Genomic DNA, 26,012 nt, shown 5'->3' on the forward strand with positions numbered 1-26,012 from the left:
CCTACCGTTCGTTAGGTTCATTATATGAGATGAAAAATATAATGTCAATAGGTGAAGAGCTGAAAAAGAGCATTATAGGTAACGCTCTTTTTAGACAGTCTCTCGCTCAATTAAATGGAATGAAAGTTCTTTTGCACTGCCGACAATTTGCTCGCTTTGGATCTGCTTATGGAATAAAGAAAAAGCATGTGAGCCCATTGCGAGACCGGGATGTTCAATTGTGGAAATTTCTAATGCCTTTGAAATTTCATGATTATCAAATCCGAGGATAGCAAGGTCTTCAGGTACTCGAATACCATGTTTTCGAGCCTCTGTTAATAAACCAGCTGCAACTTGATCGTTCGCTGTGAAAATAGCAGTTGGACGATTTTTCATATTTAAAATATGATGGAGTATTTGTGCTCCGTCCTGCATTGTATAGCATTGGTGGAAAATCCATTCAGGATGCAACGTTTTCCCTTCGTTACGAAGTGTATCGGCGAACGCTTTTTCGCGCTCCATGGAATTTACACTTGTTTTTCTTGCTAAACAAATTCCGATTTTTTCATGGCCTCTACTTAGTAAATAGGCAGTACCGAGACGGAAACCTTCATAATGATCTACGTAGATGGATGAAATGAGGGGATGCTTCATTTTTTCACATGAAATAATAGGGGCAAATTTTGCAAAAGGTTCGATTTGTTCCCAAGAGCTCGTTCGGGAGCAAATAATCATCCCATCAAATTGTTTCATTTTCATCATTTCAAGAACACGAATTTCTTCAATGCTATCGTAATTCGTTTGACATAAATTAATGTGATATCCGGCAGCTAACGCTTCGTTTCCGATTCCTTCAATAATCGTACTGAAGTAGGGGAGGTTAATGAAAGGAAGCATAACGCCAATTGTATATGTTTTCCCTCTTATTAAATGGACAGCATTTATATTTTTTGCGTAGTTTAATTCTTCAACAGCATCTAGAACACGCTTACGCTTTTCTTCTTTTACGTAAGGGTGATTATTCAGGACACGAGAAACAGTTGATATCGATACACCAGCAGTTTTAGCAATTTGTTTTATATTGGCCATATGTATCACCTCTTTCCCTTATTATAAAGGGAAAATAATAAGAAAGAAAAAATCTTGACCTGAAAAGCTTTTCACAAACTATGGTATTAATAAGACTTCTTTTTATTCGCGTAACCTTTTCACTTGGGCGTAAGAATGATAGGGGTCTTTTTTGTTTGCAAAAAGTGTTGTCAAAATGTGTGAGAATAACGTGGAAAGTTTTCAAAGGTGGAGTTTGGTGACAAAGCGAATATGAAGAGAATATCAACGCTTCGTTCGTTAAGAGAGCGGTATGAAAGGGCGGAAACAAATTGAAAAAAAGAATCATTTGTTTCGTGTTTTCTAGTTTCATGCTTAGTTCGTGTTCGTTTCAGCAAACGATGCAAGAAGAAAAACACTTTGTGGGAACAACAGGAGGAGCCATGGATCGTGTTACGGATCCTATTCCGCTAAAGGAACTTCCAAAATATTTTCCGGTGAAGTTTAAAGTTCCAACGTTTTTACCGTACGACATTACAAGTGATGTGAAGGGGGAAGTAAGAACGCTTGGGAAAAAGAACACTGTCTTAACGATTAAATATAAACAGAAGGAGTCAGGTAGAAATGAGTATATTGAGTTAAATGTCGCGAACTTTCCCTATAGTTTTCCGGATCTTGTGGAAGAGAAGCGATTTCAAGAACAAATGAAACTGAATAATGGAACGTCTGCTTATTTTAAAAATAAAGATGATTATGAACGTGGTGACGAATTTGCTACGCTTATATGGAAAGAGAAAGGAATTGAATATCAACTGCTGTATCGGAATGTAGAAGAGAACGATGAAAAGGTAATCAAGCAGAATTTATTATACATTGCGAATAAGATGAAATGAAAAAACTAGCTGATTTATTCAGCTAGTTTTTTGTATGTTATTATTTCTTTTTAATTTTGCCTGTCCAAGATTTAAATCCACCTTGTAATTGGTAGAAATCTTTGTAGCCTTGTTTTTTTAAGTATTGCGCTGCACGACCTGTACGGAATCCGCTTTGGCAATATAAGTAAACAGGTTGATCTTGACGAAGTTCTTTATGGCGAAGGCGAATTTGTGATAACGGAATGTTACGTGCACCTAAAATATGCCCTGCGTTATATTCGTCTGCTTCACGAATATCGATAAGCTGTGCTTTACGGTAGCCAGCGCGAAATTCTTCTTCTGTAAGAGTTTTAATTAATTTTTTCTGATAGAAGTACATCCATACAGTGTAGCCGATAAATGCTACGATTACGGCTAATAAAATAATCCAAGTTGTTGACACGATTCTATCGCTCCCTTTTTTCTTATCCTACTTTCAATATTATAATGCCCTTATGTATTTATGCAACAGATTCATTTGCATATAAGAAGAAATTTCGTATTCTTTCACAAATTTTGTCGAATTTGGTAGACTAGAGAATGTGAAAAATAATTGGTTATATGAGGTGCAGGATGGGAAAAGAAAAATGGTGTTATATTAACTCTGGTCAATGTTCACCGGCATTTAATATGGCGTTAGATGAATGTTTATTAAATTGGCAAAGTGAAAAGAAAATGCCACCAACAATTCGTTTTTATGAATGGGAAGTACCAACATTAACAGTTGGGTATTTTCAACGTGTTGAAAAAGATATTAATATGGATGTAGTTAACGAAAAGAAATATGGATTCGTTCGTCGTCAAACAGGCGGCAGGGGTGTACTACATGACAAAGAGCTAACGTATAGTGTTATTGTGTCTGAAGATCATCCGAATATGCCGAAAACAGTTACAGAAGCGTATCGTGTTATTTCGCAAGGTTTATTAGATGGTTTTAAGGCATTAGGGTTAGAAGCATATTATGCAGTTCCAAAAACAGAAGCAGATCGTGAAAATTTAAAAAATCCACGTTCAGGCGTATGTTTTGATGCACCATCTTGGTATGAAATTGTAGTGGAAGGACGAAAAATTGCTGGTAGTGCTCAAACACGTCAAAAAGGTGTTATTTTACAGCATGGATCGATTCCATTAGAAATTGATTTAGATGAACTATATGATCTATTTTTATTCCCAAATGAACGTGTGAAGGAACGTATGAAGAGTATGTTCTCTTCTAAAGCAGTAGCAATTAATGAATTAACAGACCGTACATTTACGATAGAACAGTTAATTAAAGCGTTTGAAGTTGGCTTTGAAAAAGGATTGGATGTAGAACTTGTTCCATATGAATTAACAGAAGAACAGTTACATGAAGTTCAAACGTTAGCGAAAGAAAAGTATGAAAGTAATGAGTGGAATTATAAAAAATAAGAGGTGGCGATAGCCACCTCTTATTTTTTTATAGTAAATTAAGTACTTTTTCTACTTTGATTCCTTTATCTTGTAAAGAACGAAGGCGACTTACAACGTCCATAATTTCTTTGTCAAATGTAACGCTAATACCTTGGCTTTGTAGTTCTTCTTTTAAGCTTTCAATAGAATCATCTATGTCGATGCCAAGCTCGTAATCTTGACAAACTTCAATTGTCTTTTTCACGAGTTTAACATAATTTTCTTGTAGTTTTGAATTTGTTTCAGTCAAAGCAGGCTGCTTCGGTTTTGCAGGAGCAACCGGTGCTGTCTCTTGCTTTGTAACTGGAGTAGGGACTGCTTTTTTCACAGGCGCTGGAGTAACTAGTTCTACAGCTGCTTCTACGCTTACTGGCTTCGGTGTCGGTACCGGAGTAGGCTTAGGTGCCATAGCAGGTGTTTCCACACGCGTAACAGGCTTAGGAGCAGGCGTAATTGCTTTTGGAGCTTCTACAACTACTTCTTTTTTCGGTGCTGCTTCTACCTGTGTTTCTTCTTGCTCGGCAGCTTCTTTATTTTCTTTACTCCACATAACGCGTTCAATTTCTAGAGAAACATTGTTTTTGTTCATCGCTGTTAATGTAACTTTACCAACTTCAGCGTTTCCAGTGAAATCAACAATTTTATAAATAACACTCTTGTTCCAATCCACGTTTCCGCTCAAAAATAATTCTTCGTTACATTTCGGCGTTAAGCCCTCGATTTTAATTTCTGCGTTTACACCGTTTTCACTATATACCATAATTAGCGAAGCATTTACATCTTCGTCTGCTAACATTAGTTCACGTACCATTTTGCCGGTGCGTACTTGCGTTTTCTTCTTAACTGACATCTAATTTCTCCTCTCAAAAATTCAGTAATAATAAAAAAATCGTATAACGAAAAATAATTGCTCACGAAGATTTATGATACCGATAATAAAAGCATCACGTCAACAATTAACTTTAATTATTTTGCATTTTTCTTATTTTCTTTATGAAATTTTTCAATTTGTAAAATTAGACAGAAGAAAAAACAGCCTTTTGAAGGGCTGTTAAAATTTAGATGTTTTATATAAAAATTTGTACAAAATATAAAAAGAAAGTGTAATAAGAGCACCTTGCAAAATAGACAAGTTATAAAATAAGTATGGTTTTGTTTTGAAAAATACGTTTGCAAAAACTGATAAGACAAAAGGTATAAATACCGATAATAAGAGAAGTGCTTTTTGTTTCCAGGAAACTAATATTGTAAAAGAGAAACGTCTAAATAAAGAAAAAGTTATGAAAGCACCAATTGTTAAAACAATAGCAGATAATATTGTTCCGGGAATACTAAATGGAATTCCTGAAGTGTTTGTATTTGAAAATAGTTTTTGCATAAGAGTAGTGAATGTATCGTATCCAATTTGAACAGCTAATAATAAACTAACTGCAAACCCAATAACGGCAGCTTGTTGGAAAGAATTTTGATGTTCCGAAGAGTTAATTAATTCATCGCAGTAAGCTTTTAAATCCTCTCCGAAAATATCATGCGCAGTTTTACCGTCTTCTTGCGCTTCTAAAAGATGATCCAATATTTCTAAAAGTAATTCTTCCATTTGTTTTTGTGGAACGCTAGTAAGGCGTAAATAAATAAGCATATCACCATAAGCAGCTTCGTTTTCAGGTGTTAATAACTTTCTTTTTTTATTGTTTAACTGAACCATTTCTTTTTCAGTCATGACCTCGTCACTCCTTTTTAAAGTCCAAGTATTCTTTTTTGAAGAAAAGTTTATATAGTACATAGCAAGAGATGGCAAGCAAAGTACCGGTCCAAGGTGAAACTTGTAATGTAGTATAGGGATTTTTTATAAATAAAAAGGAAATACCGATTAATAGCATCCATAGGCTATGACGTATTAAAAAGCTTCCTATATGCCTCCAAATAGTTGTTTTATTTTTAAATAAATCAGTGTTAATAAAATCGAAGACAAAACGTATCATAAGATGTACGGATAATGTAAATACAAGCAGATAAATGAAATCAATGTGTACAAATTTAAAACGTGCTTTATCTGCAAATAAGGGTAATACAAATGCAATCACGGACGAAATAGCAAAGTATATTGCTAGCAGGTAACAAGTTATAAATAAAGGAATTGATAATTGTTCCCATAAACTTTGCTTCGGTAGGGCGGCAATTAACTCGTCACAGTACGCCTGTAAGTCGTCTCCAAAAATATCATAAGCATTTTTTTCTTCTTGTTGGGCTTCAATAAGGTGATCTAGAATTTCAATTAGCAGTTCTTCTGCGTGGTATTCTGGCACTTTAGCTAAGCGGATGTATATTAACATGTCACTATAGGCGATTTCATTTTCTGTAGTTAATAATTTACGCTTTTGGTTATTTAATTCGATTAAATCTTTCGCCTTCATCCCCATCACTCTCCTTGTAATAAATTGTTTACGGTCGTTGAAACCATCCCCCAGCTTTGTTTAAATTCTTCAAGCTGTTCTAATCCTTTATCGGTTACGTGATAATATTTTCGCTTCGGACCGAGTGAGGAAGCTTTTAATGTGCCTTCGATCAATTTTTCTTTTTGCATACGTAACAATAATGGATATATGCTTCCTTCGCTTACAAATGTAAATCCGTGTTTATTTAATTTTGTACTCAGTTCATATCCGTACACTTCTTCTTGTGAAATGATGTATAGGATGCACCCTTCGAGCACGCCTTTTAACATTTGGCTGTGCATGATTTCACCACCTTTTATTCAGGTAACTTGCGTTGCAAGGTAGCTGGTATCCAAATTATAACATTCAGTAACTTGCAATGCAAGTTACTGGGGGTGGAAAACTTTAATGTCCCCCATACTAACGAGAGGGCGAAAATTATATGAGACCGTTTATGTCAAAGCTCGTTTACTTTAAACGAAAGGCACTTGAATATCCACTTGGTTTTATAGTTGCGCCAATTTAAATGCATGAAGAATGGGAAGAAGGATACCGTAAACTATTTGAGCGACAAAGATATGACGATACCAAATTTAACGTTTGAATTGATTCAGCATTGTTTTCCGAAACCATCGGAAAATATGTATATAAAAAAGATGATGCAGCAGTATTAAAAGAAACGATAAGAGGTTATAGAAATGAGTTTTTTCTTAATGCAGAAATACAATATTTTACTTAAGGGGAGTCTGTATGCAAATACAGATTCTTTTTTGTTTTATATATTTAGGCTCGTTTTCAACTTGTCACGTTATTCTTTCTGGTGTATCATTTTATTGATTGCTTCGTACGGAATAAGCAAAATGAACTTGGATGGAGGAAACCGATGCCTACCCCTAGTATGGAAGATTATATTGAACAAATTTATTTGTTGATTGATGAAAAGGGTTACGCCCGCGTATCTGATATTGCTGAAGCGCTTAGTGTACATCCATCCTCTGTAACAAAAATGGTGCAAAAATTAGACAAAGATGAATATCTAATTTATGAAAAATATAGAGGGCTTGTATTAACAACAAAAGGTAAAAAAATCGGAGAACGTCTCGTATATCGTCATGACTTGCTAGAGCAATTTATGCGTATTATCGGTGTGGATGAAAGTAAAATTTACAATGATGTAGAAGGAATTGAACATCATTTAAGTTGGGAAGCAATTGATCGCATTGGTGATTTAGTGGAATACTTTGAACAAGATGCAGTCCGAGTGGAAACACTTCGTGGTGTTCAAAGAGCAAATGAAGAGAAAAGTAATTAAGGGGAACGTATGGCGTTTCCTTTTTTATTTCAATTCGAAAAGGATGGGAGAATTATGAAAGCAATTATTTTTGATTTTGATGGATTAATTGTGGACACAGAAACGATATGGTTTCACTCTTTCAGAGATGCTGTTCGTGAATACGGCGGGGAACTACCTTTAGAGGAATTTGCGAAATGCATTGGAACAACAGATGAGGTACTTTATACATATTTAAATGATCAATTAAAAGAGAAGTTTAACAAAAGTGCATTAAAAGAAAAAGTGGCAACTTTACATAAAGAGAAAATGAGAATACCAGAAGCTCGTGACGGGGTAAAAGAATATTTAGAAGAAGCGAAAGAAATGGGATTAAAAATCGCACTAGCTTCTAGTTCTTCTAGAGAATGGGTTATTCATTTTTTAGAAGAGCTACAGATTCGAGAATATTTTGAAGTAATTAAAACGAGAGAAGATGTTGAGAAGGTAAAACCAGATCCAGCTCTTTATCGAGTTGCAATAGAAGAATTAGGAATTAAGCCGTCTGAAGCTGTTGTATTTGAAGATTCATTAAATGGATTGAGAGCAGCAGTTGCAGCGGGATTAACGTGCGTTGTTGTACCTAATGATGTGACACGGAATTTACCATTTGAAAATCATCATCTTCGAATTGAAAGTATGAGAGAGAAAAGTTTAAAAGAAGTGCTTCAAAGTATAAAAAAAGACCGTATTTCCTAAAAGGAAGCACGGTCTTTCTTTTTGCTTTTTTTGCCTTCAATGACAGTTAAATGAGACTGTTTTCTTTTTCGTTTCAAAGTGGAAGAATTCCCTTTTTTACTTTTGTCATTAGAAGTATTTGACTTAAAGAAAGAATTGCCTAGGGGTGCTACATTTTGTTTCCCATGTTTGCGGTTCGATTGTTTTGCCGCACGCTTATATGAGCTTTGTGAATTTGCAGAACCACTGGAATTTGTAAACATCTTGTATAGCAAGTAAAAGATACCAACAACAAGTAACATGTACCCGATATTTCTTAATACACCCATGGGATCTGTAATAACAGATGAAACAAGGCCGAATATTGCCAATCCGATAATAAGCACAAATATAGCGAAAGTAAACGAACGACCGTTCATAAGGGACACCTCCTAAAAACGTATATTAAAATTAGTATATTAACGATGAGGAAAGGAGTTGAACACCATTTTTAAATAATTATTGTTTGTTCTCTAAACGTAATAATTCTTCAAACGATGCAATTGCTACTTCCACTTGATCATCTGTTGGTTCTTTCGTTGTTAATAGTTGTAGCCATAATCCAGGATATCCAAGTACGCGTAATACGGGAATATCTCGTAATCGATTTGTGAATTGTAGTACTTCAAAAGAAATACCAAGTACAACTGGAATTAATAAAATTCGGTTTATAACTCGTGCCCAAAGAGGATCTGTAGGGACTAGGAAATAAACGAACATTCCAATAATGACTGTAAATATAATAAAGCTACTGCCACATCTATAATGGAGACGAGTTTGCTTTTGAACGTTTTCTACAGTCAGAGGAAGGTTATTCTCGTAAGCATTGATTACCTTATGCTCTGCACCGTGATACTGAAATACCCGCTTAATAAGTGGGGTTAAAGAAATAAAGTATATATAGCTCAATAATAGCATGAGCTTAATGACACTTTCGACAATGATTTGCCCAGTATGAGACGGGAAAATCGGTCTTGTTAATTCAGCTAATAGTGCAGGAACTGCTGTGAAAATGACTTTACCGAATATAAAAGATAAAACGCCAACAGCTGCAACTCCTAATACCATCGTTAATTTTGATTGTTCTTCTTTTTTATTTGCAATTTGTTCATCATCTTCTGGGTGGACGTCAAATCGTTCTGAAGCGAAGTTTAAATGCTTTGCTCCATTCGCACTTGCATCCACAATAGCGGCAATCCCTCGTAAAAATGGAATTTTTTTTAGGGTAGATAGTACTTTATTACGAACGCGTGGTAATCGATAAAATTCAATCGATTTATCTTTACGACGAACCGCTGTAACAGTATATTCTCTACCGCCAAACATAACTCCTTCTATGACCGCTTGCCCGCCATATATTTGTTTTGACTCTTCTGCCATGTTAACACCAACCTGTATTTGTTTCTCTCTTATGTAGAAAAAGAGGCAATTGTCATACTGGGTTCTGTCGTTTTGAAATAAGACAATCACCGAGTTTCCTTTATTTTATCGGCAAATACAAGTAGATGACAAGGGAAAATGTTATGAGAGTCGGACATTTCTTATTCTTTTTATAGACAAATTTCGCAGGATTTAAACATGCTTCAAAATAGTTTCGGGCATACTATTGAGCGGAGGTGTCGATGTGAGTCAAGAACAATTAGGAACAAGGAATTTTGTGCAGATTGGTTTGTTTGGTGGAATCTTTTGGGGCGGGATATGGTATTTCCTTCATATATTTTCATTCACGGAGGCGGGCCCGAATTATTTCCTTTTACCATTTGCGTTTGGAAGTTGGAAAGAGGGTGTATGGGGCAATGTGTTCGGAATAGTGTGTATGGGACTTCTTTCAATTTTGATTGCCTTTTTGTATAAAGCATTTTTTGCAAAGTTTGAAGGGATTATAGCGGGAATTATTTATGGGCTATTTTGGTGGGCGCTACTGTTTTTGGGGATGGGTTTAATGGCTCCTGTTATTAAAAGTGCGCTCCATTTACCAAAAGAGACACTTGTGACGACAATATGTATTTTTATATTGTATGGTGTGTTTATAGCATATTCTGTTTCTTACGCAGTAAATAGCAATAAAGCAGAACAAGAAGGGTAAGAGAAGACGAACTATTCAAATAAGTAACTCCTATGTTAAAATATTGTATAGATATTTAATATTAAGGAGTTTTAAGAATATGAAAAAGTTACTCCTCGTAAACGGTCCTAACCTAAATCGCCTCGGTGTTCGTGAGGTAAATGTATATGGAAAGGGCACGCTAACGACACTTGAAGCAGATATGAAGCAAGAAGCAGAAACAATGGGAGTGGAGTTAGAATGTTTCCAATCGAATCATGAAGGTGCCATTATCGACATTATTCATGAAGCGGAAGATATATATGAAGGGATCATTTTAAATCCGGGAGCATTTACGCATTATAGCTATGCGATTCGTGATGCCATTGCGAGCATTTCGATTCCTGTTATTGAAGTACATATTTCTAACATTCATCAGCGTGAATCGTTCCGTCATGAATCTGTGACGGCAGCTGTTTGTGCAGGTCAAATTGTAGGATTTGGTTTTTATGGCTATAAGTTAGCGTTATTTGCATTAATGGAGAAATTGAGGGAGGCGTAAAGTAATGGAGAAAATTGAAAGATTACGAAGTGCATTTGATGAGGCTGGTATTGACGGTATTTTGTTAACAAATGAACATAGTCGTAGATATATGGCTAACTTCACAGGAACAGCAGGCGTTGTTCTTATTTCAAAAGATCGTGCTCAATTTATTACAGATTTCCGTTACGTCGAGCAGGCAAGTAAACAAGCGGTTGGATATGAGGTTGTACAGCACGCAGGATTGATCATTGATGAAGTGGCAAAGCAAGTGAAAGAGCTTGGAATTCAAAAACTTGGTTTTGAGCAAGATACTCTTACATATAGTTCTTATTCAGTGCATAAGGAAGCGATTGATGCTGAATTTATCCCGACTTCTGGACTTGTAGAAAAGTTACGCTTGATAAAGACTGATTCAGAGATTAAGATATTAAAGGAAGCTGCACAGATTGCAGATGCTGCCTTTGAGCATATTCTATCATTCATTCGCCCGGGAGTATCTGAAATTGAAGTGTCAAATGAACTTGAATTTTTCATGAGAAAACAAGGAGCAACATCTTCTTCGTTTGATATTATCGTTGCTTCAGGTCTTCGTTCGGCATTACCGCACGGCGTGGCATCTGAAAAAGTGATAGAAACAGGAGATTTCGTTACATTAGACTTCGGCGCTTATTACAAAGGATATTGCTCTGATATTACTCGTACGATTGCAGTCGGTGAACCATCTGATAAATTAAAAGAAATTTATAATATCGTTTTAGAAGCACAACTACGTGGTGTGAACGGTATTAAAGCTGGTTTAACAGGTCGCGAGGCTGATGCGCTAACGCGTGACTACATAACGGAAAAAGGATATGGTGAATACTTTGGACACTCTACTGGTCATGGAATAGGTCTTGAAATCCATGAAGCACCAGGTTTAGCGTTCCGTTCTCATACAGTACTTGAACCAGGTATGGCTGTAACAGTAGAACCAGGTATTTATATTCCAGGTATTGGCGGCGTACGTATTGAAGATGATATCATTGTGACAAGTGAAGGTAATGAAGTAATTACGAAATCACCAAAAGAACTTATTATTTTGTAATACACAGGAGGATTTTTTTACATGATTTCAGTAAACGATTTTCGTACAGGTTTAACAATTTCAGTGGACAATGCCCTTTGGCAAGTACTTGATTTCCAACACGTAAAGCCAGGTAAAGGTGCTGCATTCGTTCGTTCTAAACTACGTAATCTTCGCACAGGTTCTGTTCAAGAGAAAACATTCCGTGCAGGTGAGAAAGTAGAAAAAGCACACATCGAAAACCGTCGTATGCAATACTTATACGCAAGCGGTGAGGCTCACGTATTTATGGATAACGGAACTTATGAGCAAATCGAACTTGGTGAAAAACAAATCGAGCGCGAGCTTAAATTCCTAAAAGAAAACATGGAAGTAGCAATCATGACTTACCAAGGCGAAGTACTTGGTGTTGAACTTCCAAACACAGTTGAATTACAAGTTACAGAAACAGAGCCTGGTATTAAAGGTGATACTGCTTCTAACGTAACAAAACCAGCTACATTAGAAACTGGTCTTGTTGTACAAGTACCAATCTTCATTAACGAAGGCGAAATGCTTATCATCAACACTGGTGAAGGTAAATACGTTTCTCGTGCATAGTAAAAAAGCACTCGTGATAATTCACGAGTGCTTTTTTTATAGGAAATAGGGTAGATAGTAAATAGCTGTTATTATAAAACTGACTAAAACAAGTGAAAGAGTACCCATAATAGATGGAGTCAAAACAATTTGAAATGGTTTTATTTCGCCAGTCTCAACGCCAGTTAATGTTTTACTTATTGCGTGATCTGTAATGTTATTTCTATGGTTACTCATAATAATTAACCACATAATTGCAAATATTGCTAAACTACCAAGGAAAAAGGTCTCTATAAATGACCAACCGACCAATAATGAAAAAAGATAAATAAGAGCTAATTCTACTACAACGGTTAAACTAACTTTCAATGCCTTCATATTTTTCCCCCTCATTCTGTAATTTCAACCAGTTTAAAAAATTTTCACGTGACACGACATGCAGAGAGCAAGGTGACTTTACTTCTTTCTCTAGTGCAGCGTGTTCGTCTGGAAACTTGTTTTCCACATGCAATGAAATATAAGGTAGTTTTTCTTGTGCTTTTAAAGAGCGGATATTATTCGTTTTAGCACCAGCAAATACGTAGGAAAGTTGTAAGTCTAAAAAGGCGATTTTAAAGATTTCTTTTTTAGCAGCCTCGTTATAGCCTTTTCCCCAGTACGGATAGCCGAGCCAACTACCAATGTGAGATTGCTTTTTCTCATTATTAATATGTTTAAGTGTGGTGAGGCCAATTATTTCATTTTCTTCATTCACAATCATTCTCGATAAGGATTTCTTTTGACGCTCTTCTTCTATTGCGAAAAGAAGAAATGTTTTCGTGTCTTCGATATTTTCTACCGTTATCCCCAATGCATTTTTTATATGTGGATCACTTGATAGCTCGAAAATCACATTTGTATAGCATAAATCTAGTGGTAATAAAGTGACGTGCTGCATGGTTTAAACCTCTTTTAAACTAAATGTACCATAATATACCATGAAATAATATGAATATTCAGATTGTAATTCAGACTTTAGAGAAAAATTATGTTTTTACTTCTGAAATAGACAACCTCTGCATATGGTTGTACAAATATATTCTTTTTTAGAATACGAAGTTAGTAACTGTTACGGGAGAAGGTGGAAGAATGAAACAGTGGCTAGCGGCAATGGAAACATCCGTGCTTGTTATGGGGGCACTTCGATTATTTTCAGGTAGTGCGGAGATATTTGCTGCTTTGCTTATGCTTTATGTGAATGATGCGAAGAAAGCGTTGTTTATAAATGGTATGTTGGCGTTTGTTGGACCTACCGTATTAATTTTAACAATGACAATTGGGATAGCGAGTGTAGCAAGTGAAATTTCTTTCTTGAAGCTCTTTTTTCTAGCGCTTGGAATTTGCTGTATTTTTATCGCATTACTGAAATAGTAAGTCGAGTATAGTGGGGAGAAGCCGATGAAAGAGGTATTAGAAGTTTTACCAAAAACGATGAAGTACTTAATTGAAGAATGTAAGCAATACGATGCTTTAGAGGAAATTCGCGTTCGAATTGGAAGGCCGCTAGAGTGTATTGCACACGGAAAGGTGTTTTTTTATGACTATATCACTACTGCAGAGGATGCTATTTACTTATTGAATAAGTTAAGTCAATTCTCAATTTATACGATGGAAGAGGAATTAAAACGTGGGTATGTGACGCTTCGCGGAGGGCATAGAATCGGGTTAGCAGGAAAAGTCATTACAGAAAAAAGCGCAGTGAAAATGATTCGTGATGTCTCTTCCTTTAATATTCGTATTGCTCGTCAAAAAATAGGGATTGCTGAACCGCTTTTGCCATATTTGTATGAAAAAAGGTGGTTAAACACGATGGTAATTGGCCCTCCCCAAACGGGAAAAACGACACTCTTAAGAGATGTAGCACGTTGCATGAGTCAAGGGGTAAGTGCTTCGGAAATTCCTTCCTGTAAAGTGGGGATCGTTGATGAACGGTCAGAAATTGCTGGTTGTGTGAAAGGGATCCCGCAATATGATTTTGGTACCCGAGTCGATGTGTTAGACGCATGTCCAAAGGCAGAAGGAATGATGATGATGATTCGTTCTATGAGTCCTGATATTTTGATCGTAGATGAAATTGGCCGTAAAGAAGATAGTGAAGCAATTATGGAGGCAGTGCATGCAGGTGTCCAGCTTTTTATAAGCGCACACGGATTTTCCTATGAGGATGTTGTGAGACGTCCATCGCTCAAGGCAGTGCTAGAGCTTGGTATATTTGATAGGTTTGTGGAGTTGTCAAAAGCGAGGGGTCCAGGAACGGTTATGCAGGTGAAAGATAAATATGGAAAACCAGTGTTATCAAATAGAAAGGCTGAGGGCGTATGGTGAAAATATTTGGTGCAGTGTTAATCGTTGCGGTCAGCACCTTTTTCGGGTTTTCGTACGCTAAAAGATACAGTGAGAGACCGAGGCAACTTAGGTTATTAAAATCAGCACTTCAATCATTAGAGGCAGAAATTATGTATGGACACACACCTTTATCTGAGGCTGCCGAGCGATTAGTTAAACAAATGCCAAAGCCATTAAATTGGATATTTCAAAGTTTCGCTAAAAAACTAGAAAGTGGAGAACAAACAGTAAGGGAAGCTTGGATAGATAGTTTGAAAGAGAATTGGAAGTTGACGGCTTTTCAACAAACCGAGTATGAAATACTGCAGCAATTTGGTGAAACGCTCGGGCAACATGATCGTGAATCACAACAAAAACATATTCGCTTATGTATTACACATTTGGAGAGAGAAGAAGAGGAAGCGAAAGCTTTACAACTGCAATACGAAAAAATGATTAAGAGCTTAGGGGTACTAGCAGGGCTACTTATTGTAATTTTACTGCTATAGGGGGGAGAAAGGCGATGTCCATTGATGTTGGATTAATATTTCAAATCGCCGGAATCGGCATTGTTTTAGCTTTCATTCATACTGTACTAAAAGAATTGAAGCGTGAGGATATTGCAAATTGGGTTATCCTTGTCGGTTTTGTCGTCATTTTATTTCATGTTGCATTTTTAATTAATACGCTATTCGACAAGATTAAAAGTGTCTTTCTCTTCCAGTAAAGGAGGCGGTTCGAATCGAAATTATACAAATTGTCGGATTAGGCCTCGTTGCTACGTTTTTAGCTGCTGTTTTGAACCAGCATAAATCTAGTATTACATCTTTATTTATTGTGTTCGTAGGTAGCGTGATGTTTCTTATTTTAATCGATCAAATTCATTCTATTTTACAAATGATTGAGAGAGTAGCGAGTGAAGCGAAGGTTAGCAACGTCTACGTGGAAACGTTACTAAAAATTATTGGAATTGCTTATATTGCCGAGTTTGGAGCTCAAATTACAAAAGATGCTGGTCAAGGTGCCATCGCTTCGAAAATTGAACTTGCTGGGAAAATCTTAATTCTCGTTATGGCAATTCCTATTTTGACGGTTGTAATTGAAACTATTCTCGGATTTTTACCGACGGGATAAGGGGGAGTGAATGTTGAGGAGGTTTGGAGCTAAGCTGCTATTTGCTTGCTTCCTTTTCTTTTCTTTACCGGTTGTTGTACAAGCTTCTCCTGTAGAAACAAACGTCGTTGATCAACAATTGGATAAGCTCGGAATTGAAGATGTGAAGCAATTTTGGGACGGGCTTGTTACAAAATATGGTGGCTATTTGCCAGAGAGTCAAAAAGGGAGTTTTATGGAGTTTGTAAAGGGAGAAAAAGAATTCTCTCTAAAAGAGTGGATGATAGGGTTATTAAAATATTTATTTCATGAGCTTGCAGCTAATGGAAAACTGCTTGGCACACTCATTATGCTCACAATCTTTAGTGCATTGTTGCAATCACTGCAATCCGCTTTTTCAAAAAGTAGTGTAAGTAAAATTGCTGATGCTGTTGTATATATGGTACTTATTATTTTTGCTTTAAATAGTTTTTATGTCGTTATGACATATGCAAGAGAAACGATACAAACAATGGTAGATTTCATATTAGCGCTATTGCCAATTTTATTGGCGCTTATAGCGACTGGTGGCGGGGTTGTATCTGTATCTTTCTTTCATCCGATTATCATTTTCTTAATGAATACAAGCGGGCTTCTTATGAATTATATCGTTCTACCGCTTTTATTACTGGCAACGATATTAAGTATTGTAAGTACAATGAGTGATCAATATAAAGTTACAAAATTGTCCAAGCTTCTGCAAAACGTTAGCGTTGGGATTATCGGTATCTTCTTAACGATTTTTTTAGGGGTATTATCTGTACAAGGAACAGCGACAGCCGTTGCTGATGGCATAGCTGTGAAAACTGCTAAATTTGTAACAGGAAACTTCATTCCAGTAGTTGGAAGGATGTTTACGGAAGCGGCGGATACTGTTATTAGCGCATCAGGATTATTGAAAAACACAGTCGGAATTATTGGGCTCGTCATTTTATGCTTAATTGTTGCTTTTCCTGCGATTCAAATTTTCTGTATTGCATTTATTTATAAATTCGCAGCAGCAGTATTACAACCGGTTGGCGGCGGAGCAATTATTCAATGTTTAGACATTATTGGAAGAAGCATCATTTACGTATTTGCTTGCTTAGCTATCGTATCATTTATGTTCTTTTTAAGTATTACAATTATTATTGCTGCGGGGAATATTACACTTATGATGCGGTAGGAGGTGAAGAGTATGCAATTTGTTACAGAGTGGATCAGAAATATTATCGTTTTTTTGCTCTTAGCGACAATGCTTCATCTTATTCTTCCAAATTCGAATTTGCAAAAATACGTTAAATTTGTTGTAAGTCTTTTGTTAGTCGTATTAATTTTAACACCCCTTTTTAAACTATTGCAGACAGATGTAAATGAAGTAATTGCAAATTTTAATGAAGAAAAGTACGTAGCAGAAGGATCTGTAAAAAATTCAATAGATTCGAAGAAAAAAGAAATACAAGCTCTAACACGTGCATATAGTTTAGAAGAGATGGCTACCAAAATGAAAAAAGAAGTAGGAAAAGAGTTTGAGAAAAAGTATGGTATGGCTGTCTCTGAAATACAAATAGTCGCAGCAGAAAATATAGAAGAAGTAAAGTCAGCGAAAGATATTCAATCTGTTGTTGTGACGTTGAAAGAAAAAGAACGTAGTAAAAATGATGCAATCGAAACAGTAAAGCCAATTGAAATTAACACGAAAGAGCCTCCAAAAAAAGTGGAAGAAACGAATGTAGAAATGAAAGATTTCTTTTCAAGCAGGTGGCAACTAGAGGGTAAACAAATCCAAGTTCAAATGGAAGGGAGGACAGGTAGAGTAAATGGACAATAAAGATAAAAATTCGAAGTTCTCATTTTTTCGAAACTTATTGAATGGGGATCAAAAAGAAAGCAACGAGAAGGGTAAAAAGGTAACACCTAAGTTTTTACTTGTCCTACTCATACTTGGAATTTTGCTTATGTTTTCTAGTAGTCTCTTTTCAAGTAAAAAAGAAGAAGTACCTGTATTTAAAGAACAAAAAACTCAAAACCAAGAAAAAGACGTACCAACTTTCGGACAAAAAAGTAATGATAGTATGTCAAATGTAGAAAAATATGAAAAAGCGTATGAACAAGAATTAAAAACTGCTTTAGAAGAAATAGCAGGAGTAAAAGACGTAACGATTAAAGTGAATTTAGATTCATCTGAAGAAAAAATTTTAGAAAAAAATACAGTGAAACGCTCACAAACAACAGGTGAAACAGATAAAACAGGCGGTAAGAGAGAAGTAGAGGACGAGTCTCTTGATGAAAAGACTGTCATTATACGTGAAGGGGATAAAGAAACTCCTGTTGTTTTACGAACAGAGAAGCCGAAAGTACGTGGTGTTCTTGTCGTAGCAAAGGGAGTGGATAATATACAAGTTAAAGCAATGGTAAAAGAAGCTGTGATAAGGCTGCTAGATGTACCGGCCCATCGCGTTTCAGTTTCACCGAAAAATTGATAGGGAGGAAATAAAGTGTTAAAAAAACAAACAGTTTGGTTATTAACGATGTTAAGTTTAGTTGTTGTACTATCTGTGTATTACGTGACAACTCCTGACAAAATGAATACAGCATCGCCAGCAACAGGTGAAAAGATTGGACAAGAAAAACAAGGTACTGATAAAGCAGTAACAAACGAAGCGCCTAAAGAAACTCCGAAAAAAGAAAATACAAGCAAAGAAACAACGAATAAAGAAACAGACAAAAAAGAAAATGCAAAAAAAGAAACAAGTAAAAAAGAGGGCAATGTATCAGTTCAATCAAGTGATGAGAATTTCACAGCTTTACGTATGCAAATGGAAGATCAGCGTAGTGAACAAAAAGCAAAATTACAAGAAGTGATGAGTTCAACAAAAGCTTCAGCAACAGAAAAGAATAAAGCGAAAGAAAATTTTGATGCCATTACGACAATGGAAACGAAGCAAGAATTACTTGAGACAGTAATTAAATCTCAAGGAGGATATCCAGATGCTCTTGTAAGAGCTGATGGTACTGATATTAGAGTAACGGTTAAAGCGGCAAAACATTCACAGAAAGAAGCAAATAAAATTATTCAACTTGTAAGAAGTGAAGGCGGATCAAAAGATGTAGGTGTGAAATTTGATCCACCAGCGAAATAAGTGAAACTTTAATCCGTAGGGATTTCCCTACGGATTATTATCTTTTACTAAGCAAAGGGTATGCAAATAGTAAAAAGAGTATGTAAGTACGTGTGAATAGAAAAAAGCTATCATTTTCGATAGCTTTTTTCTATTGCGTCTTTGTAATTATTTTTACTATGTTCAGGTCGGAATGGAGAAACACGTTGTGAGTAAAAGATTAATGGTTCATGGTACTGATGATTACTTTTTCCGGATTTGACGTGGATGCAAAGAACGCATGCCCAAACGATTACAGCAGGTAAAAAGAGAATGAGCCATATCATATTTCCACACCTCGACACAATATATTTTCTACACTTTGAACATACTATTCTTATATGAAGGAATGATGAACGGTGTGTAAACAAAAAAAAATATTTGGTAAAAATATGTTATTGACTATAGGTGTGGTGAAGAGGGAATGGCATGTTTGCTGTGTAACGTTTTGAAAAAGTAGTGAATGTTTTTTAAGAAGTGGTCTTGCCAATTTCGTGTGAAACTTGGTATTATTACTAGGTATTAAATTTTTATTGGAATAATATTTTTACAGGAGTTTCGATTTATTATAAAGAAATATAAATTGGAATGTTTAAAAAATTTATCGTAAGATGGAAATAGTAAATATTTCTATTAGTTAATGAAATATATTTTCTAATAGAATACATCGTATTTTTACAGTCAATCTAGTTTTCGTGACGAGAATCTGTAAAAACGGGACAAACAAGAGTATGGGAGTGGATTTTACATGTTTAAAATTCAAGAAGTTCGCGAATTAATTAAATTAATTGATAGCTCTAATATTGATGAATTTGAATACAAAAAAGACGGTACAACAATCAAAATGAAAAAGCGTGGTAATGAAGTTGTTGCTGTGCAAGCACCTGCAGCAAAACAAGCTATGCAACCAGTAGCGCCTGTTGAAGTTGAAACGAAAGTAGCAGCAGCACAAGCAGAAGCGCCAAAACAAGAAGAGAAGAAGGCTGTTCAAAATGAAAACCTACATAAAATCACATCACCGATGGTAGGTACATTCTATTCTTCTTCTTCGCCTGATACACCTCCATATGTAAGTGTTGGGGATAGAGTATCGAAAGATTCTATCGTGTGTATTGTCGAGGCTATGAAGTTATTTAACGAAATTGATGCTGATGTAGAGGGCGAAATTGTTGAAATTCTTGTTAATAACGGACAGCTTGTTGAGTATGGACAACCGCTATTTCTTGTAAAAGCGTAATAAGGGAGTCTTTGTGATGATAAAAAAAGTATTAATAGCCAATCGTGGGGAAATTGCTGTACGAATTATTCGTGCTTGTAAAGAAATGGATATTGAAACAGTTGCAATTTATTCAGAAGCAGATAAAGAGTCACTTCACGTACAGATTGCAGACGAGGCGTATTGTGTAGGACCAACGATTTCGAAAGAAAGCTATTTAAATTTGACGAACATTATTAGCGTTGCGAAGTTAACAGGCTGCGATGCTATTCATCCGGGATACGGATTTTTAGCAGAGAATGCAGATTTCGCAGAATTATGCCGTGAATGTAACTTGATTTTTATCGGTCCAAGTCCAGAAGCTATTTCAAAGATGGGCACAAAAGACGTTGCTCGTGATACAATGAAAGAAGCAGGGGTTCCGATTGTACCAGGTTCACAAGGGATTATTAAAAATACCGAAGAAGCGATCGAGCTTGCTAATCAAATTGGATATCCAGTTATTATTAAAGCGACTGCAGGTGGCGGCGGAAAAGGTATTCGTGTTGCACGCCATGAAGAAGAGCTTATAAAAGGAATTCAAATTACACAGCAAGAAGCTAGTACCGCTTTTGGGAACCCTGGTGTATACTTAGAAAAGTACGTTGAAGATTTCCGCCATGTTGAGATTCAAATAATGGCAGATACACACGGAAATGCCATTCATTTAGGAGAGCGTGATTGTACAATTCAGCGCCGTTTGCAAAAACTACTAGAAGAAAGTCCATCACCTGCACTTGATGAAGATATTCGCAAGCAGATGGGTGAAGCGGCAGTTAAAGCGGCGGTAGCGGTTGATTATACAGGTGCTGGTACGGTTGAGTTTATTTATGAATATAAAACGAAAACCTTTTATTTCATGGAGATGAATACGAGAATTCAGGTTGAGCATCCGGTTACTGAAATGGTAACGGGAATGGACTTAATTAAAGAGCAAATTCTTGTTGCTTCAGGAGAAAAGTTATCGTTACAGCAAGAAGAAGTACAATTTAATGGTTGGGCAATTGAATGTCGAATTAATGCGGAAAACCCTGCCAAAAAATTTATGCCATCTCCAGGTAAAGTAGAAATGTACTTACCACCAGGAGGATTTGGTATTCGCGTCGATTCAGCTGTATATCCGGGATATTCAATCCCACCTTTCTATGATTCGATGGTTGCTAAATTAATTGTTCACGGAAAAACACGTGAAGAGGCAATTGCAAAAATGAAGCGCGCACTTAGTGAATTTGTCATTGAAGGCGTACATACAACAATCCCGTTCCATTTGCAATTGCTAGATCATCCTGATTTTGTAAAAGGTGAGTTTAATACGAAATTTTTGGAAGAGCATGAACTTGTGACGCAGTGATACATTAAAGGAGGTTTTTTTCATGGCTGAACATATGTTAGATATGGGTCAAGATACAACTCTTGGTAAAGTAGAAATTGCACCAGAAGTAATTGAAGTAATTGCAGGTATTGCAGCTGCTGAAGTAGAAGGTGTAGCGGCAATGCGCGGTAATTTTGCTACAGATGTTGTTGAGAAGTTAGGTAAGAAAAATCATGGTAAAGGTGTAAAGGTTGAATTAGCAAACGAAGATATTATCGTTGACCTTTATGTTGTAATGTATTTTGGTGTAGCAATTCCAGTTGTTGCACAAAAGATTCAAGACAATATTCGCCAAGCACTCTTTACAATGACAGGACTTGAGCCAAAAGAAGTGAATGTTCACATCGTTGGCGTAACATTCGAAACACAAAAAACAGAAATCGAACCAGTGTAAGAATGAAAAGGTGCCTAGTAACATAGGCATCTTTTTTATCGTTTCATTTCTTCACAAATTACAACCCTCTAATTATTATACTATTTCAAAAAATAAGAAATAAACAAGGAAATGTGTCGTTTTTCCAAAAAACGTACATTGTGATAAGATATGGAACTTGAAGTTAATCTTTTTATTATTTTTCAGCCTTGTAACCCGTGTGTGAAACGATAAATTGTGTTATTATCATTGTATTATAAGGTTGGAAAATCAATGAAAACTGTAAGAGTAAGTGAATTGACGGCTTATAAATTATAATAATATAACAAAGTATAAGGAAAGACTTGAAGCATAAAGGAGAGTTACAATGAAACGTAGGACGGCTAGAGAAAGAGCAATGCAAGCATTATACCAAATGGATATTACAGGTGAATTAGAACCGAAAGTAGCAGTGGAAAACACGCTGGATGAAGGCGAAGAAACAAATGAGTTTCTAGAGTCACTTGTAGTAGGTTTTGTAGAAAATAAAGAAGCAATCGATGAAGCGATTCGTCAAAACTTAAAAAAGTGGAAGCTTGAGCGTATTAGTATTGTTGATCGCAGTATTTTACGTGTAGCTGTGTATGAAATGAAGTACATGGAAGAAATTCCACACAACGTAACAATTAACGAAGCAATTGAAATTGCAAAAACATTTGGGGATGAGGAATCTCGTCGTTTTATTAACGGCGTTTTATCTAATATAAAAGATACACTGTAAATTCTTTAAGGGGGAATCTTAAAATGGTAGCAGTAATCATCAAAGGAAATGAAGTTGCGGAGAAAAAACGAGCACAATTAACAGAAGAAGTTGTGAAGTTGAAAGAGCAAGGTATTGTACCAGGATTAGCAGTTATTTTAGTTGGAGAAGATCCAGCATCTCGTTCTTATGTGAAAGGAAAAGAAAAAGGCTGTGAACAAGTAGGGATTTACTCAGAGCTAATTGAACTTCCTGAAACAATTACTGAGGAACGTTTGCTTGCTGAAATCGATCGCTTAAATGGAGATGACCGTATTAATGGCATATTAGTGCAATTACCTTTACCAAAACATATTGAAGAAAAAGCTATCATTGAAAGAATTTCACCAGAAAAGGATGTAGACGGATTTCACCCAATCAGCGTGGGACGTATGATGACGGGACAAGATACATTCCTTCCATGTACACCGCATGGTATTGTAGAATTAGTAAAAGAAACAAATCTTGATATTTCTGGAAAACATGTAGTAGTAATTGGAAGAAGTAATATTGTCGGTAAACCAGTGGGACAATTGTTTTTAAATGAAAATGCCACTGTAACATATTGTCATTCTAAGACGCAAAATATGAAAGAGTTATCGAAGTTAGCTGATATTTTAATCGTAGCTGTTGGACGACCTAAAATGATAACAGCGGATTATATTAAAGAAGGAGCGGTTGTAATTGACGTTGGTGTTAACCGTTTAGAAACAGGAAAACTTTGTGGTGATGTTGACTTTGACAACGTGTTAGATGTTGCGGGTTACATTACACCTGTGCCAAAGGGTGTTGGTCCAATGACAATCACAATGCTTCTTCATAATACTGTTGAATCTGCCAAACGTGCAGGTGTCGTTTGTAAATAATTTGAGTCGGCTATGAGGAGAGAGAAATGGAGAAGCAATATTTAACCGTTACAGCGTTAACACGCTATATAAAAACAAAAATAGAATATGATCCGCATTTGCAGTCTGTTTGGTTAAAAGGTGAAATTTCCAACTTTAAAAATCATAGCCGTGGCCACATGTATTTTACATTGAAAGATGAAAATGCAAGAATCGCAGCGGTTATGTTTGCGGGCCATAATCGTAATATTAAATTCAAACCTGAAAATGGGATGAAGGTACTCGTGAAAGGGAAAATCTCTGTTTACGAGGCGAGTGGTTCTTATCAAATTTATATTCAAGACATGCAGCCTGACGGAGTCGGGAATTTACATTTAGCGTACGAACAGTTAAAAGTTCGTTTAGAAGAAGAAGGACTTTTTTCTCAAGTTTATAAAAAAGCGATTCCTCCTTACGCTAAAACAATAGGTGTGATTACGTCGCCAACAGGAGCAGCGATTCGTGATATTATAACAACGATTAAACGTCGTTATCCAATTGGGAATGTTATTGTATTTCCGGTACTTGTACAAGGGGAGTCAGCGGCTCCCTCGATTGTACAAGCGATTCGTACAGCGAATGAAATGGGAGAGATAGATGTACTAATCGTTGGTCGTGGTGGAGGTTCTATTGAGGAATTATGGGCTTTCAATGAGGAAATGGTTGCAAGAGCAATCTTTAAGAGTGAAATTCCTATTATTTCGGCAGTAGGCCATGAAACGGATTTTACAATCGCAGATTTTGTTGCAGATTTACGCGCGCCAACACCGACTGCAGCAGCTGAGCTGGCAGCACCTAACATTATAGAGTTACAAGAAAAGGTATTACAAAGAACTCTGAGATTGCAAAGAGCAATGAGAGAGTTAGTACATAAAAAAGAAGAAAAACTACAAGTGTTGCAAAAATCGTATGCGTTCCGTTATCCAAGACAAGTATATGAGCAAAAGGAAGAGCAATTAGATAGAGCGCTAGAACAGCTTGTTTTAGCGAAAGAGCGCTATATTGATAAAAAGGTGAATCAGTTAAAGCAACTTTCATTTTATTTAGAGAAGCACCACCCATCTCAAAAAATTATGCAAACGAAGGTAGCTGTTGAAACGTTGCAAAAGCAATTACAACGTGAAATGCAAACGTTACTTCAAACGAAAGAATTTGCCTTTGTAAGAGCTGCTCAAAAACTTGAAGCGTTAAGTCCGCTTAAAGTAATGATGAGAGGGTACGGGCTTGTATATGATGAAGAGAAGCAAGTGTTAAAAAGTGTGAAAGATGTAAGCCTTGGAGATGCTGTTTCAGTTCAATTACAAGATGGAATACTAGATTGTAGCGTATCAGGCATAGAGGAGCGTGAATTGAATAATGGAAAATAAATTAAGCTTTGAAGAGGCAATTTCGCAACTTGAGCATCTTGTTTCTAAGCTAGAACAAGGTGACGTACCTTTAGAAGAAGCGATTTCTTATTTTAAAGAAGGTATGGAATTATCTAAGCTTTGTGATGAGAAGCTGAAGAATGTACAAGAACAAATGGCAGTTATTCTTGGGGAAGATGGAGAGCTTGAACCGTTTACTGCTTTAGGAGATGAAGCATAGTGACGATTGCTTTTGATACTTTTTTGAAAGAAAGTAAAACTTTCGTAGAAGAAAAACTTGTAAGCTATGCAAATGAATTACAATGTCCAAATGTACTTCGTGAAGCGATGGCATATTCTTTGGAAGCGGGTGGAAAACGTCTCCGCCCGTTACTTTTGTTTGCAACATTACAAGCGTTTGGGAAAGAAAGAAATCTTGGAGTAGGTGCAGCTTGTGCTCTTGAAATGATTCATACATATTCATTAGTTCATGATGATTTACCTTGTATGGATGATGATGATTTAAGAAGAGGAAAGCCCACAAATCACAAAGTATTTGGTGAAGCGATGGCAGTTTTAGCAGGAGATGGCTTATTGACGTATGCTTTTCAAGTTATTATGGCATATGAGCAAAAAGAAATTTCTGCCGAAAAAAAAGTAAGACTTGTACTTGAACTTGCAAAAGCAGCAGGACCAGAAGGAATGGTTGGCGGACAAGTGGCAGATATGGAAGCTGAAGGGAAACGCCTTACGATTGATGAATTGGAGTACATCCATAAACATAAGACCGGAAAACTGCTTGAATTTGCTGTACTTGCGGGTGCGATACTTTCTGATGCGACAGAAGAGCAAGAAGAAAAGTTGCTTACGTTTGCCAAATATATCGGTCTAGCTTTCCAAATTCGAGATGATATTTTAGATGTCGAAGGAACTGAAGAAGAGATTGGAAAACCGATTGGTAGCGATCTTTCTAATGAAAAGAGCACATATACAACGTTGTTTACTGTAGATAGAGCAAAGGATATTTTAGAAGAAACAATTGCAGAAGCAAAAGGTGCGATTAGTTCCTTGCAATTACAAGATGAATATTTACTATCTATTTGTGATTTGATTGCAAAACGTAATAACTAATATAACAGCGTTTTCATTTGTTGAGTCATTCATCATTTTATGATATAAATGTAGGAAAAGGTTTTTCTTTTCTTGTTATTGGCAAAAATATATGTAGATTACATTGCCGTTATCACTTCGTGTTAGCGGCTATT

Annotated in this window: 36 protein-coding genes and 1 pseudogene; 26 read left to right on the forward strand and 11 right to left on the reverse strand. The window is 36.1% G+C overall.

Annotated features, from left to right (window positions below):
* Positions 1 to 90: 90 nt before the first annotated feature.
* Positions 91 to 1,068, reverse strand: coding sequence for a LacI family DNA-binding transcriptional regulator (locus B9A45_RS08275; protein ID WP_001273979.1), 978 nt, complete (start codon positions 1,066 to 1,068; stop codon positions 91 to 93).
* A gap of 314 nt (positions 1,069 to 1,382) precedes the next feature.
* On the opposite strand from B9A45_RS08275, the gene B9A45_RS08280 reads away from it, so the two are divergent.
* The gene (locus tag B9A45_RS08280; protein ID WP_025966335.1) at positions 1,383 to 1,919 is read left to right on the forward strand and encodes a hypothetical protein; all 537 of its coding nucleotides are present in this window, start codon (positions 1,383 to 1,385) and stop codon (positions 1,917 to 1,919) included.
* A 40-nt stretch (positions 1,920 to 1,959) separates the two neighbouring features.
* Here B9A45_RS08280 and B9A45_RS08285 read toward each other — a convergent pair whose 3' ends face one another.
* Positions 1,960 to 2,343, reverse strand: a complete 384-nt coding sequence (locus B9A45_RS08285; RefSeq protein ID WP_000108653.1) for a rhodanese-like domain-containing protein — start codon at positions 2,341 to 2,343, stop codon at positions 1,960 to 1,962.
* Positions 2,344 to 2,513: 170 nt separating this feature from the next.
* On the opposite strand from B9A45_RS08285, the gene B9A45_RS08290 reads away from it, so the two are divergent.
* Positions 2,514 to 3,350, forward strand: a complete 837-nt coding sequence (locus B9A45_RS08290) for a lipoate--protein ligase family protein (RefSeq protein WP_000514081.1) — start codon at positions 2,514 to 2,516, stop codon at positions 3,348 to 3,350.
* Positions 3,351 to 3,378: 28 nt separating this feature from the next.
* Here the strand turns inward: B9A45_RS08290 and B9A45_RS08295 are convergent, their stop codons facing one another.
* The 4 genes from B9A45_RS08295 to B9A45_RS08310 form a co-directional block, all read right to left on the reverse strand.
* Entirely contained in the window at positions 3,379 to 4,221 is an 843-nt protein-coding gene (locus tag B9A45_RS08295; protein ID WP_000111900.1) for a hypothetical protein, read from the reverse strand.
* Positions 4,222 to 4,422: 201 nt separating this feature from the next.
* The gene (locus tag B9A45_RS08300) at positions 4,423 to 5,091 is read right to left on the reverse strand and encodes a DUF1048 domain-containing protein (RefSeq protein ID WP_000136527.1); all 669 of its coding nucleotides are present in this window, start codon (positions 5,089 to 5,091) and stop codon (positions 4,423 to 4,425) included.
* A 7-nt stretch (positions 5,092 to 5,098) separates the two neighbouring features.
* Positions 5,099 to 5,785 (reverse strand): DUF1129 family protein, encoded by a 687-nt coding sequence (locus B9A45_RS08305; protein WP_002101316.1) that lies wholly within the window; start codon positions 5,783 to 5,785, stop codon positions 5,099 to 5,101.
* A 5-nt stretch (positions 5,786 to 5,790) separates the two neighbouring features.
* Positions 5,791 to 6,108 (reverse strand): PadR family transcriptional regulator, encoded by a 318-nt coding sequence (locus B9A45_RS08310; RefSeq protein WP_000556083.1) that lies wholly within the window; start codon positions 6,106 to 6,108, stop codon positions 5,791 to 5,793.
* Positions 6,109 to 6,299: 191 nt separating this feature from the next.
* Between B9A45_RS08310 and B9A45_RS32600 the strand changes: the two are divergent.
* The 3 genes and pseudogenes from B9A45_RS32600 to B9A45_RS08325 all read left to right on the forward strand — a co-directional run.
* Positions 6,300 to 6,545: pseudogene (locus B9A45_RS32600) on the forward strand (spore photoproduct lyase family protein); the annotation flags it as partial.
* Positions 6,546 to 6,689: 144 nt separating this feature from the next.
* Positions 6,690 to 7,118, forward strand: coding sequence for a transcriptional regulator MntR (gene mntR, locus B9A45_RS08320; RefSeq protein WP_001143083.1), 429 nt, complete (start codon positions 6,690 to 6,692; stop codon positions 7,116 to 7,118).
* Between the two features lie 54 nt (positions 7,119 to 7,172).
* Entirely contained in the window at positions 7,173 to 7,835 is a 663-nt protein-coding gene (locus tag B9A45_RS08325; protein WP_025966333.1) for an HAD family hydrolase, read from the forward strand.
* Here the strand turns inward: B9A45_RS08325 and B9A45_RS08330 are convergent.
* Positions 7,832 to 8,233, reverse strand: a complete 402-nt coding sequence (locus tag B9A45_RS08330; RefSeq protein ID WP_084063976.1) for an SA1362 family protein — start codon at positions 8,231 to 8,233, stop codon at positions 7,832 to 7,834. The two genes, B9A45_RS08325 and B9A45_RS08330, sit on opposite strands and share 4 nt — an antisense overlap.
* 79 nt (positions 8,234 to 8,312) lie before the next feature.
* Positions 8,313 to 9,233 carry a DUF1385 domain-containing protein gene (locus B9A45_RS08335; RefSeq protein WP_000807121.1) on the reverse strand — a complete coding sequence of 307 codons (921 nt, stop codon included), beginning with the start codon at positions 9,231 to 9,233 and terminating at the stop codon, positions 8,313 to 8,315.
* 244 nt (positions 9,234 to 9,477) lie between these two features.
* Here B9A45_RS08335 and B9A45_RS08340 point away from each other — a divergent pair, with 244 nt between their 5' ends.
* The 4 genes from B9A45_RS08340 (at position 9,478) to efp (ending at position 12,104) form a co-directional block, all read left to right on the forward strand.
* Positions 9,478 to 9,939, forward strand: coding sequence for a YqhR family membrane protein (locus B9A45_RS08340; protein WP_142263044.1), 462 nt, complete (start codon positions 9,478 to 9,480; stop codon positions 9,937 to 9,939).
* Positions 9,940 to 10,018: 79 nt separating this feature from the next.
* Complete coding sequence (gene aroQ, locus B9A45_RS08345; RefSeq protein WP_000735147.1) at positions 10,019 to 10,459, forward strand: type II 3-dehydroquinate dehydratase; 441 nt, start codon at positions 10,019 to 10,021, stop codon at positions 10,457 to 10,459.
* 4 nt (positions 10,460 to 10,463) lie between these two features.
* Positions 10,464 to 11,525 carry a Xaa-Pro dipeptidase gene (gene pepQ / locus B9A45_RS08350; RefSeq protein ID WP_000411041.1) on the forward strand — a complete coding sequence of 354 codons (1,062 nt, stop codon included), beginning with the start codon at positions 10,464 to 10,466 and terminating at the stop codon, positions 11,523 to 11,525.
* A 21-nt stretch (positions 11,526 to 11,546) separates the two neighbouring features.
* Positions 11,547 to 12,104 (forward strand): elongation factor P, encoded by a 558-nt coding sequence (gene efp, locus B9A45_RS08355; RefSeq protein WP_000626516.1) that lies wholly within the window; start codon positions 11,547 to 11,549, stop codon positions 12,102 to 12,104.
* Positions 12,105 to 12,140: 36 nt separating this feature from the next.
* Here the strand turns inward: efp and B9A45_RS08360 are convergent, their stop codons facing one another.
* Positions 12,141 to 12,461, reverse strand: a complete 321-nt coding sequence (locus B9A45_RS08360) for a hypothetical protein (RefSeq protein ID WP_000645695.1) — start codon at positions 12,459 to 12,461, stop codon at positions 12,141 to 12,143.
* Positions 12,442 to 13,020, reverse strand: coding sequence for a GNAT family N-acetyltransferase (locus tag B9A45_RS08365; protein ID WP_001164991.1), 579 nt, complete (start codon positions 13,018 to 13,020; stop codon positions 12,442 to 12,444). Before B9A45_RS08365 ends, B9A45_RS08360 begins: the two co-directional genes overlap by 20 nt.
* Positions 13,021 to 13,211: 191 nt before the next feature.
* On the opposite strand from B9A45_RS08365, the gene B9A45_RS08370 reads away from it, so the two are divergent.
* The 9 genes from B9A45_RS08370 to B9A45_RS08410 are packed head-to-tail and all read left to right on the forward strand — an operon-like array spanning position 13,212 to position 18,721.
* A complete protein-coding gene (locus tag B9A45_RS08370) occupies positions 13,212 to 13,493 on the forward strand; it encodes a YqhV family protein (RefSeq protein ID WP_000816050.1) in 282 nt (93 codons plus the stop codon).
* A gap of 27 nt (positions 13,494 to 13,520) precedes the next feature.
* The gene (spoIIIAA, locus tag B9A45_RS08375; RefSeq protein ID WP_000665905.1) at positions 13,521 to 14,447 is read left to right on the forward strand and encodes a stage III sporulation protein AA; all 927 of its coding nucleotides are present in this window, start codon (positions 13,521 to 13,523) and stop codon (positions 14,445 to 14,447) included.
* Entirely contained in the window at positions 14,441 to 14,956 is a 516-nt protein-coding gene (spoIIIAB, locus tag B9A45_RS08380) for a stage III sporulation protein SpoIIIAB (RefSeq protein ID WP_000238702.1), read from the forward strand. The genes spoIIIAA and spoIIIAB overlap by 7 nt, the downstream gene beginning before the upstream one ends.
* Before the next feature lie 14 nt (positions 14,957 to 14,970).
* On the forward strand, positions 14,971 to 15,174 hold the full coding sequence (spoIIIAC, locus tag B9A45_RS08385; RefSeq protein ID WP_000020914.1) for a stage III sporulation protein AC: 204 nt from the start codon (positions 14,971 to 14,973) through the stop codon (positions 15,172 to 15,174).
* A 23-nt stretch (positions 15,175 to 15,197) separates the two neighbouring features.
* Positions 15,198 to 15,581, forward strand: coding sequence for a stage III sporulation protein AD (spoIIIAD, locus tag B9A45_RS08390; protein WP_077393170.1), 384 nt, complete (start codon positions 15,198 to 15,200; stop codon positions 15,579 to 15,581).
* Positions 15,582 to 15,591: 10 nt separating this feature from the next.
* Positions 15,592 to 16,764 (forward strand): stage III sporulation protein AE, encoded by a 1,173-nt coding sequence (gene spoIIIAE / locus B9A45_RS08395; protein ID WP_000946110.1) that lies wholly within the window; start codon positions 15,592 to 15,594, stop codon positions 16,762 to 16,764.
* 12 nt (positions 16,765 to 16,776) lie between these two features.
* On the forward strand, positions 16,777 to 17,409 hold the full coding sequence (spoIIIAF, locus tag B9A45_RS08400) for a stage III sporulation protein AF (protein WP_001161033.1): 633 nt from the start codon (positions 16,777 to 16,779) through the stop codon (positions 17,407 to 17,409).
* Positions 17,399 to 18,061 (forward strand): stage III sporulation protein AG, encoded by a 663-nt coding sequence (gene spoIIIAG, locus B9A45_RS08405; protein WP_000368890.1) that lies wholly within the window; start codon positions 17,399 to 17,401, stop codon positions 18,059 to 18,061. Before spoIIIAF ends, spoIIIAG begins: the two co-directional genes overlap by 11 nt.
* 15 nt (positions 18,062 to 18,076) lie before the next feature.
* Positions 18,077 to 18,721, forward strand: a complete 645-nt coding sequence (locus tag B9A45_RS08410) for a SpoIIIAH-like family protein (protein WP_000914710.1) — start codon at positions 18,077 to 18,079, stop codon at positions 18,719 to 18,721.
* A gap of 110 nt (positions 18,722 to 18,831) precedes the next feature.
* Here B9A45_RS08410 and B9A45_RS08415 read toward each other — a convergent pair whose 3' ends face one another.
* Positions 18,832 to 19,026, reverse strand: a complete 195-nt coding sequence (locus B9A45_RS08415; RefSeq protein ID WP_084063978.1) for a DNA recombination protein RecO — start codon at positions 19,024 to 19,026, stop codon at positions 18,832 to 18,834.
* A gap of 461 nt (positions 19,027 to 19,487) precedes the next feature.
* Here B9A45_RS08415 and accB point away from each other — a divergent pair, with 461 nt between their 5' ends.
* The 8 genes from accB to ispA all read left to right on the forward strand — a co-directional run bounded on the left by accB (position 19,488) and on the right by ispA (position 25,878).
* The gene (gene accB / locus B9A45_RS08420; RefSeq protein WP_000472859.1) at positions 19,488 to 19,976 is read left to right on the forward strand and encodes an acetyl-CoA carboxylase biotin carboxyl carrier protein; all 489 of its coding nucleotides are present in this window, start codon (positions 19,488 to 19,490) and stop codon (positions 19,974 to 19,976) included.
* Between the two features lie 16 nt (positions 19,977 to 19,992).
* A complete protein-coding gene (gene accC / locus B9A45_RS08425) occupies positions 19,993 to 21,345 on the forward strand; it encodes an acetyl-CoA carboxylase biotin carboxylase subunit (protein ID WP_000592870.1) in 1,353 nt (450 codons plus the stop codon).
* 22 nt (positions 21,346 to 21,367) lie between these two features.
* On the forward strand, positions 21,368 to 21,760 hold the full coding sequence (locus B9A45_RS08430) for an Asp23/Gls24 family envelope stress response protein (protein ID WP_000807630.1): 393 nt from the start codon (positions 21,368 to 21,370) through the stop codon (positions 21,758 to 21,760).
* A 346-nt stretch (positions 21,761 to 22,106) separates the two neighbouring features.
* Positions 22,107 to 22,499 (forward strand): N utilization substance protein NusB, encoded by a 393-nt coding sequence (gene nusB / locus B9A45_RS08435; protein ID WP_000830247.1) that lies wholly within the window; start codon positions 22,107 to 22,109, stop codon positions 22,497 to 22,499.
* Between the two features lie 23 nt (positions 22,500 to 22,522).
* The gene (gene folD / locus B9A45_RS08440; RefSeq protein ID WP_000226732.1) at positions 22,523 to 23,383 is read left to right on the forward strand and encodes a bifunctional methylenetetrahydrofolate dehydrogenase/methenyltetrahydrofolate cyclohydrolase FolD; all 861 of its coding nucleotides are present in this window, start codon (positions 22,523 to 22,525) and stop codon (positions 23,381 to 23,383) included.
* Between the two features lie 26 nt (positions 23,384 to 23,409).
* Positions 23,410 to 24,768, forward strand: coding sequence for an exodeoxyribonuclease VII large subunit (gene xseA, locus B9A45_RS08445; protein ID WP_000415249.1), 1,359 nt, complete (start codon positions 23,410 to 23,412; stop codon positions 24,766 to 24,768).
* Positions 24,758 to 24,988 (forward strand): exodeoxyribonuclease VII small subunit, encoded by a 231-nt coding sequence (gene xseB, locus B9A45_RS08450; RefSeq protein WP_000428423.1) that lies wholly within the window; start codon positions 24,758 to 24,760, stop codon positions 24,986 to 24,988. The genes xseA and xseB overlap by 11 nt, the downstream gene beginning before the upstream one ends.
* Positions 24,988 to 25,878 carry a (2E,6E)-farnesyl diphosphate synthase gene (ispA, locus tag B9A45_RS08455; RefSeq protein WP_000150374.1) on the forward strand — a complete coding sequence of 297 codons (891 nt, stop codon included), beginning with the start codon at positions 24,988 to 24,990 and terminating at the stop codon, positions 25,876 to 25,878. The genes xseB and ispA overlap by 1 nt, the downstream gene beginning before the upstream one ends.
* Positions 25,879 to 26,012: the final 134 nt, after the last annotated feature.

The organism is Bacillus sp. JKS001846 (assembly GCF_900176455.1).
Lineage (GTDB): Bacteria > Bacillota > Bacilli > Bacillales > Bacillaceae_G > Bacillus_A > Bacillus_A cereus.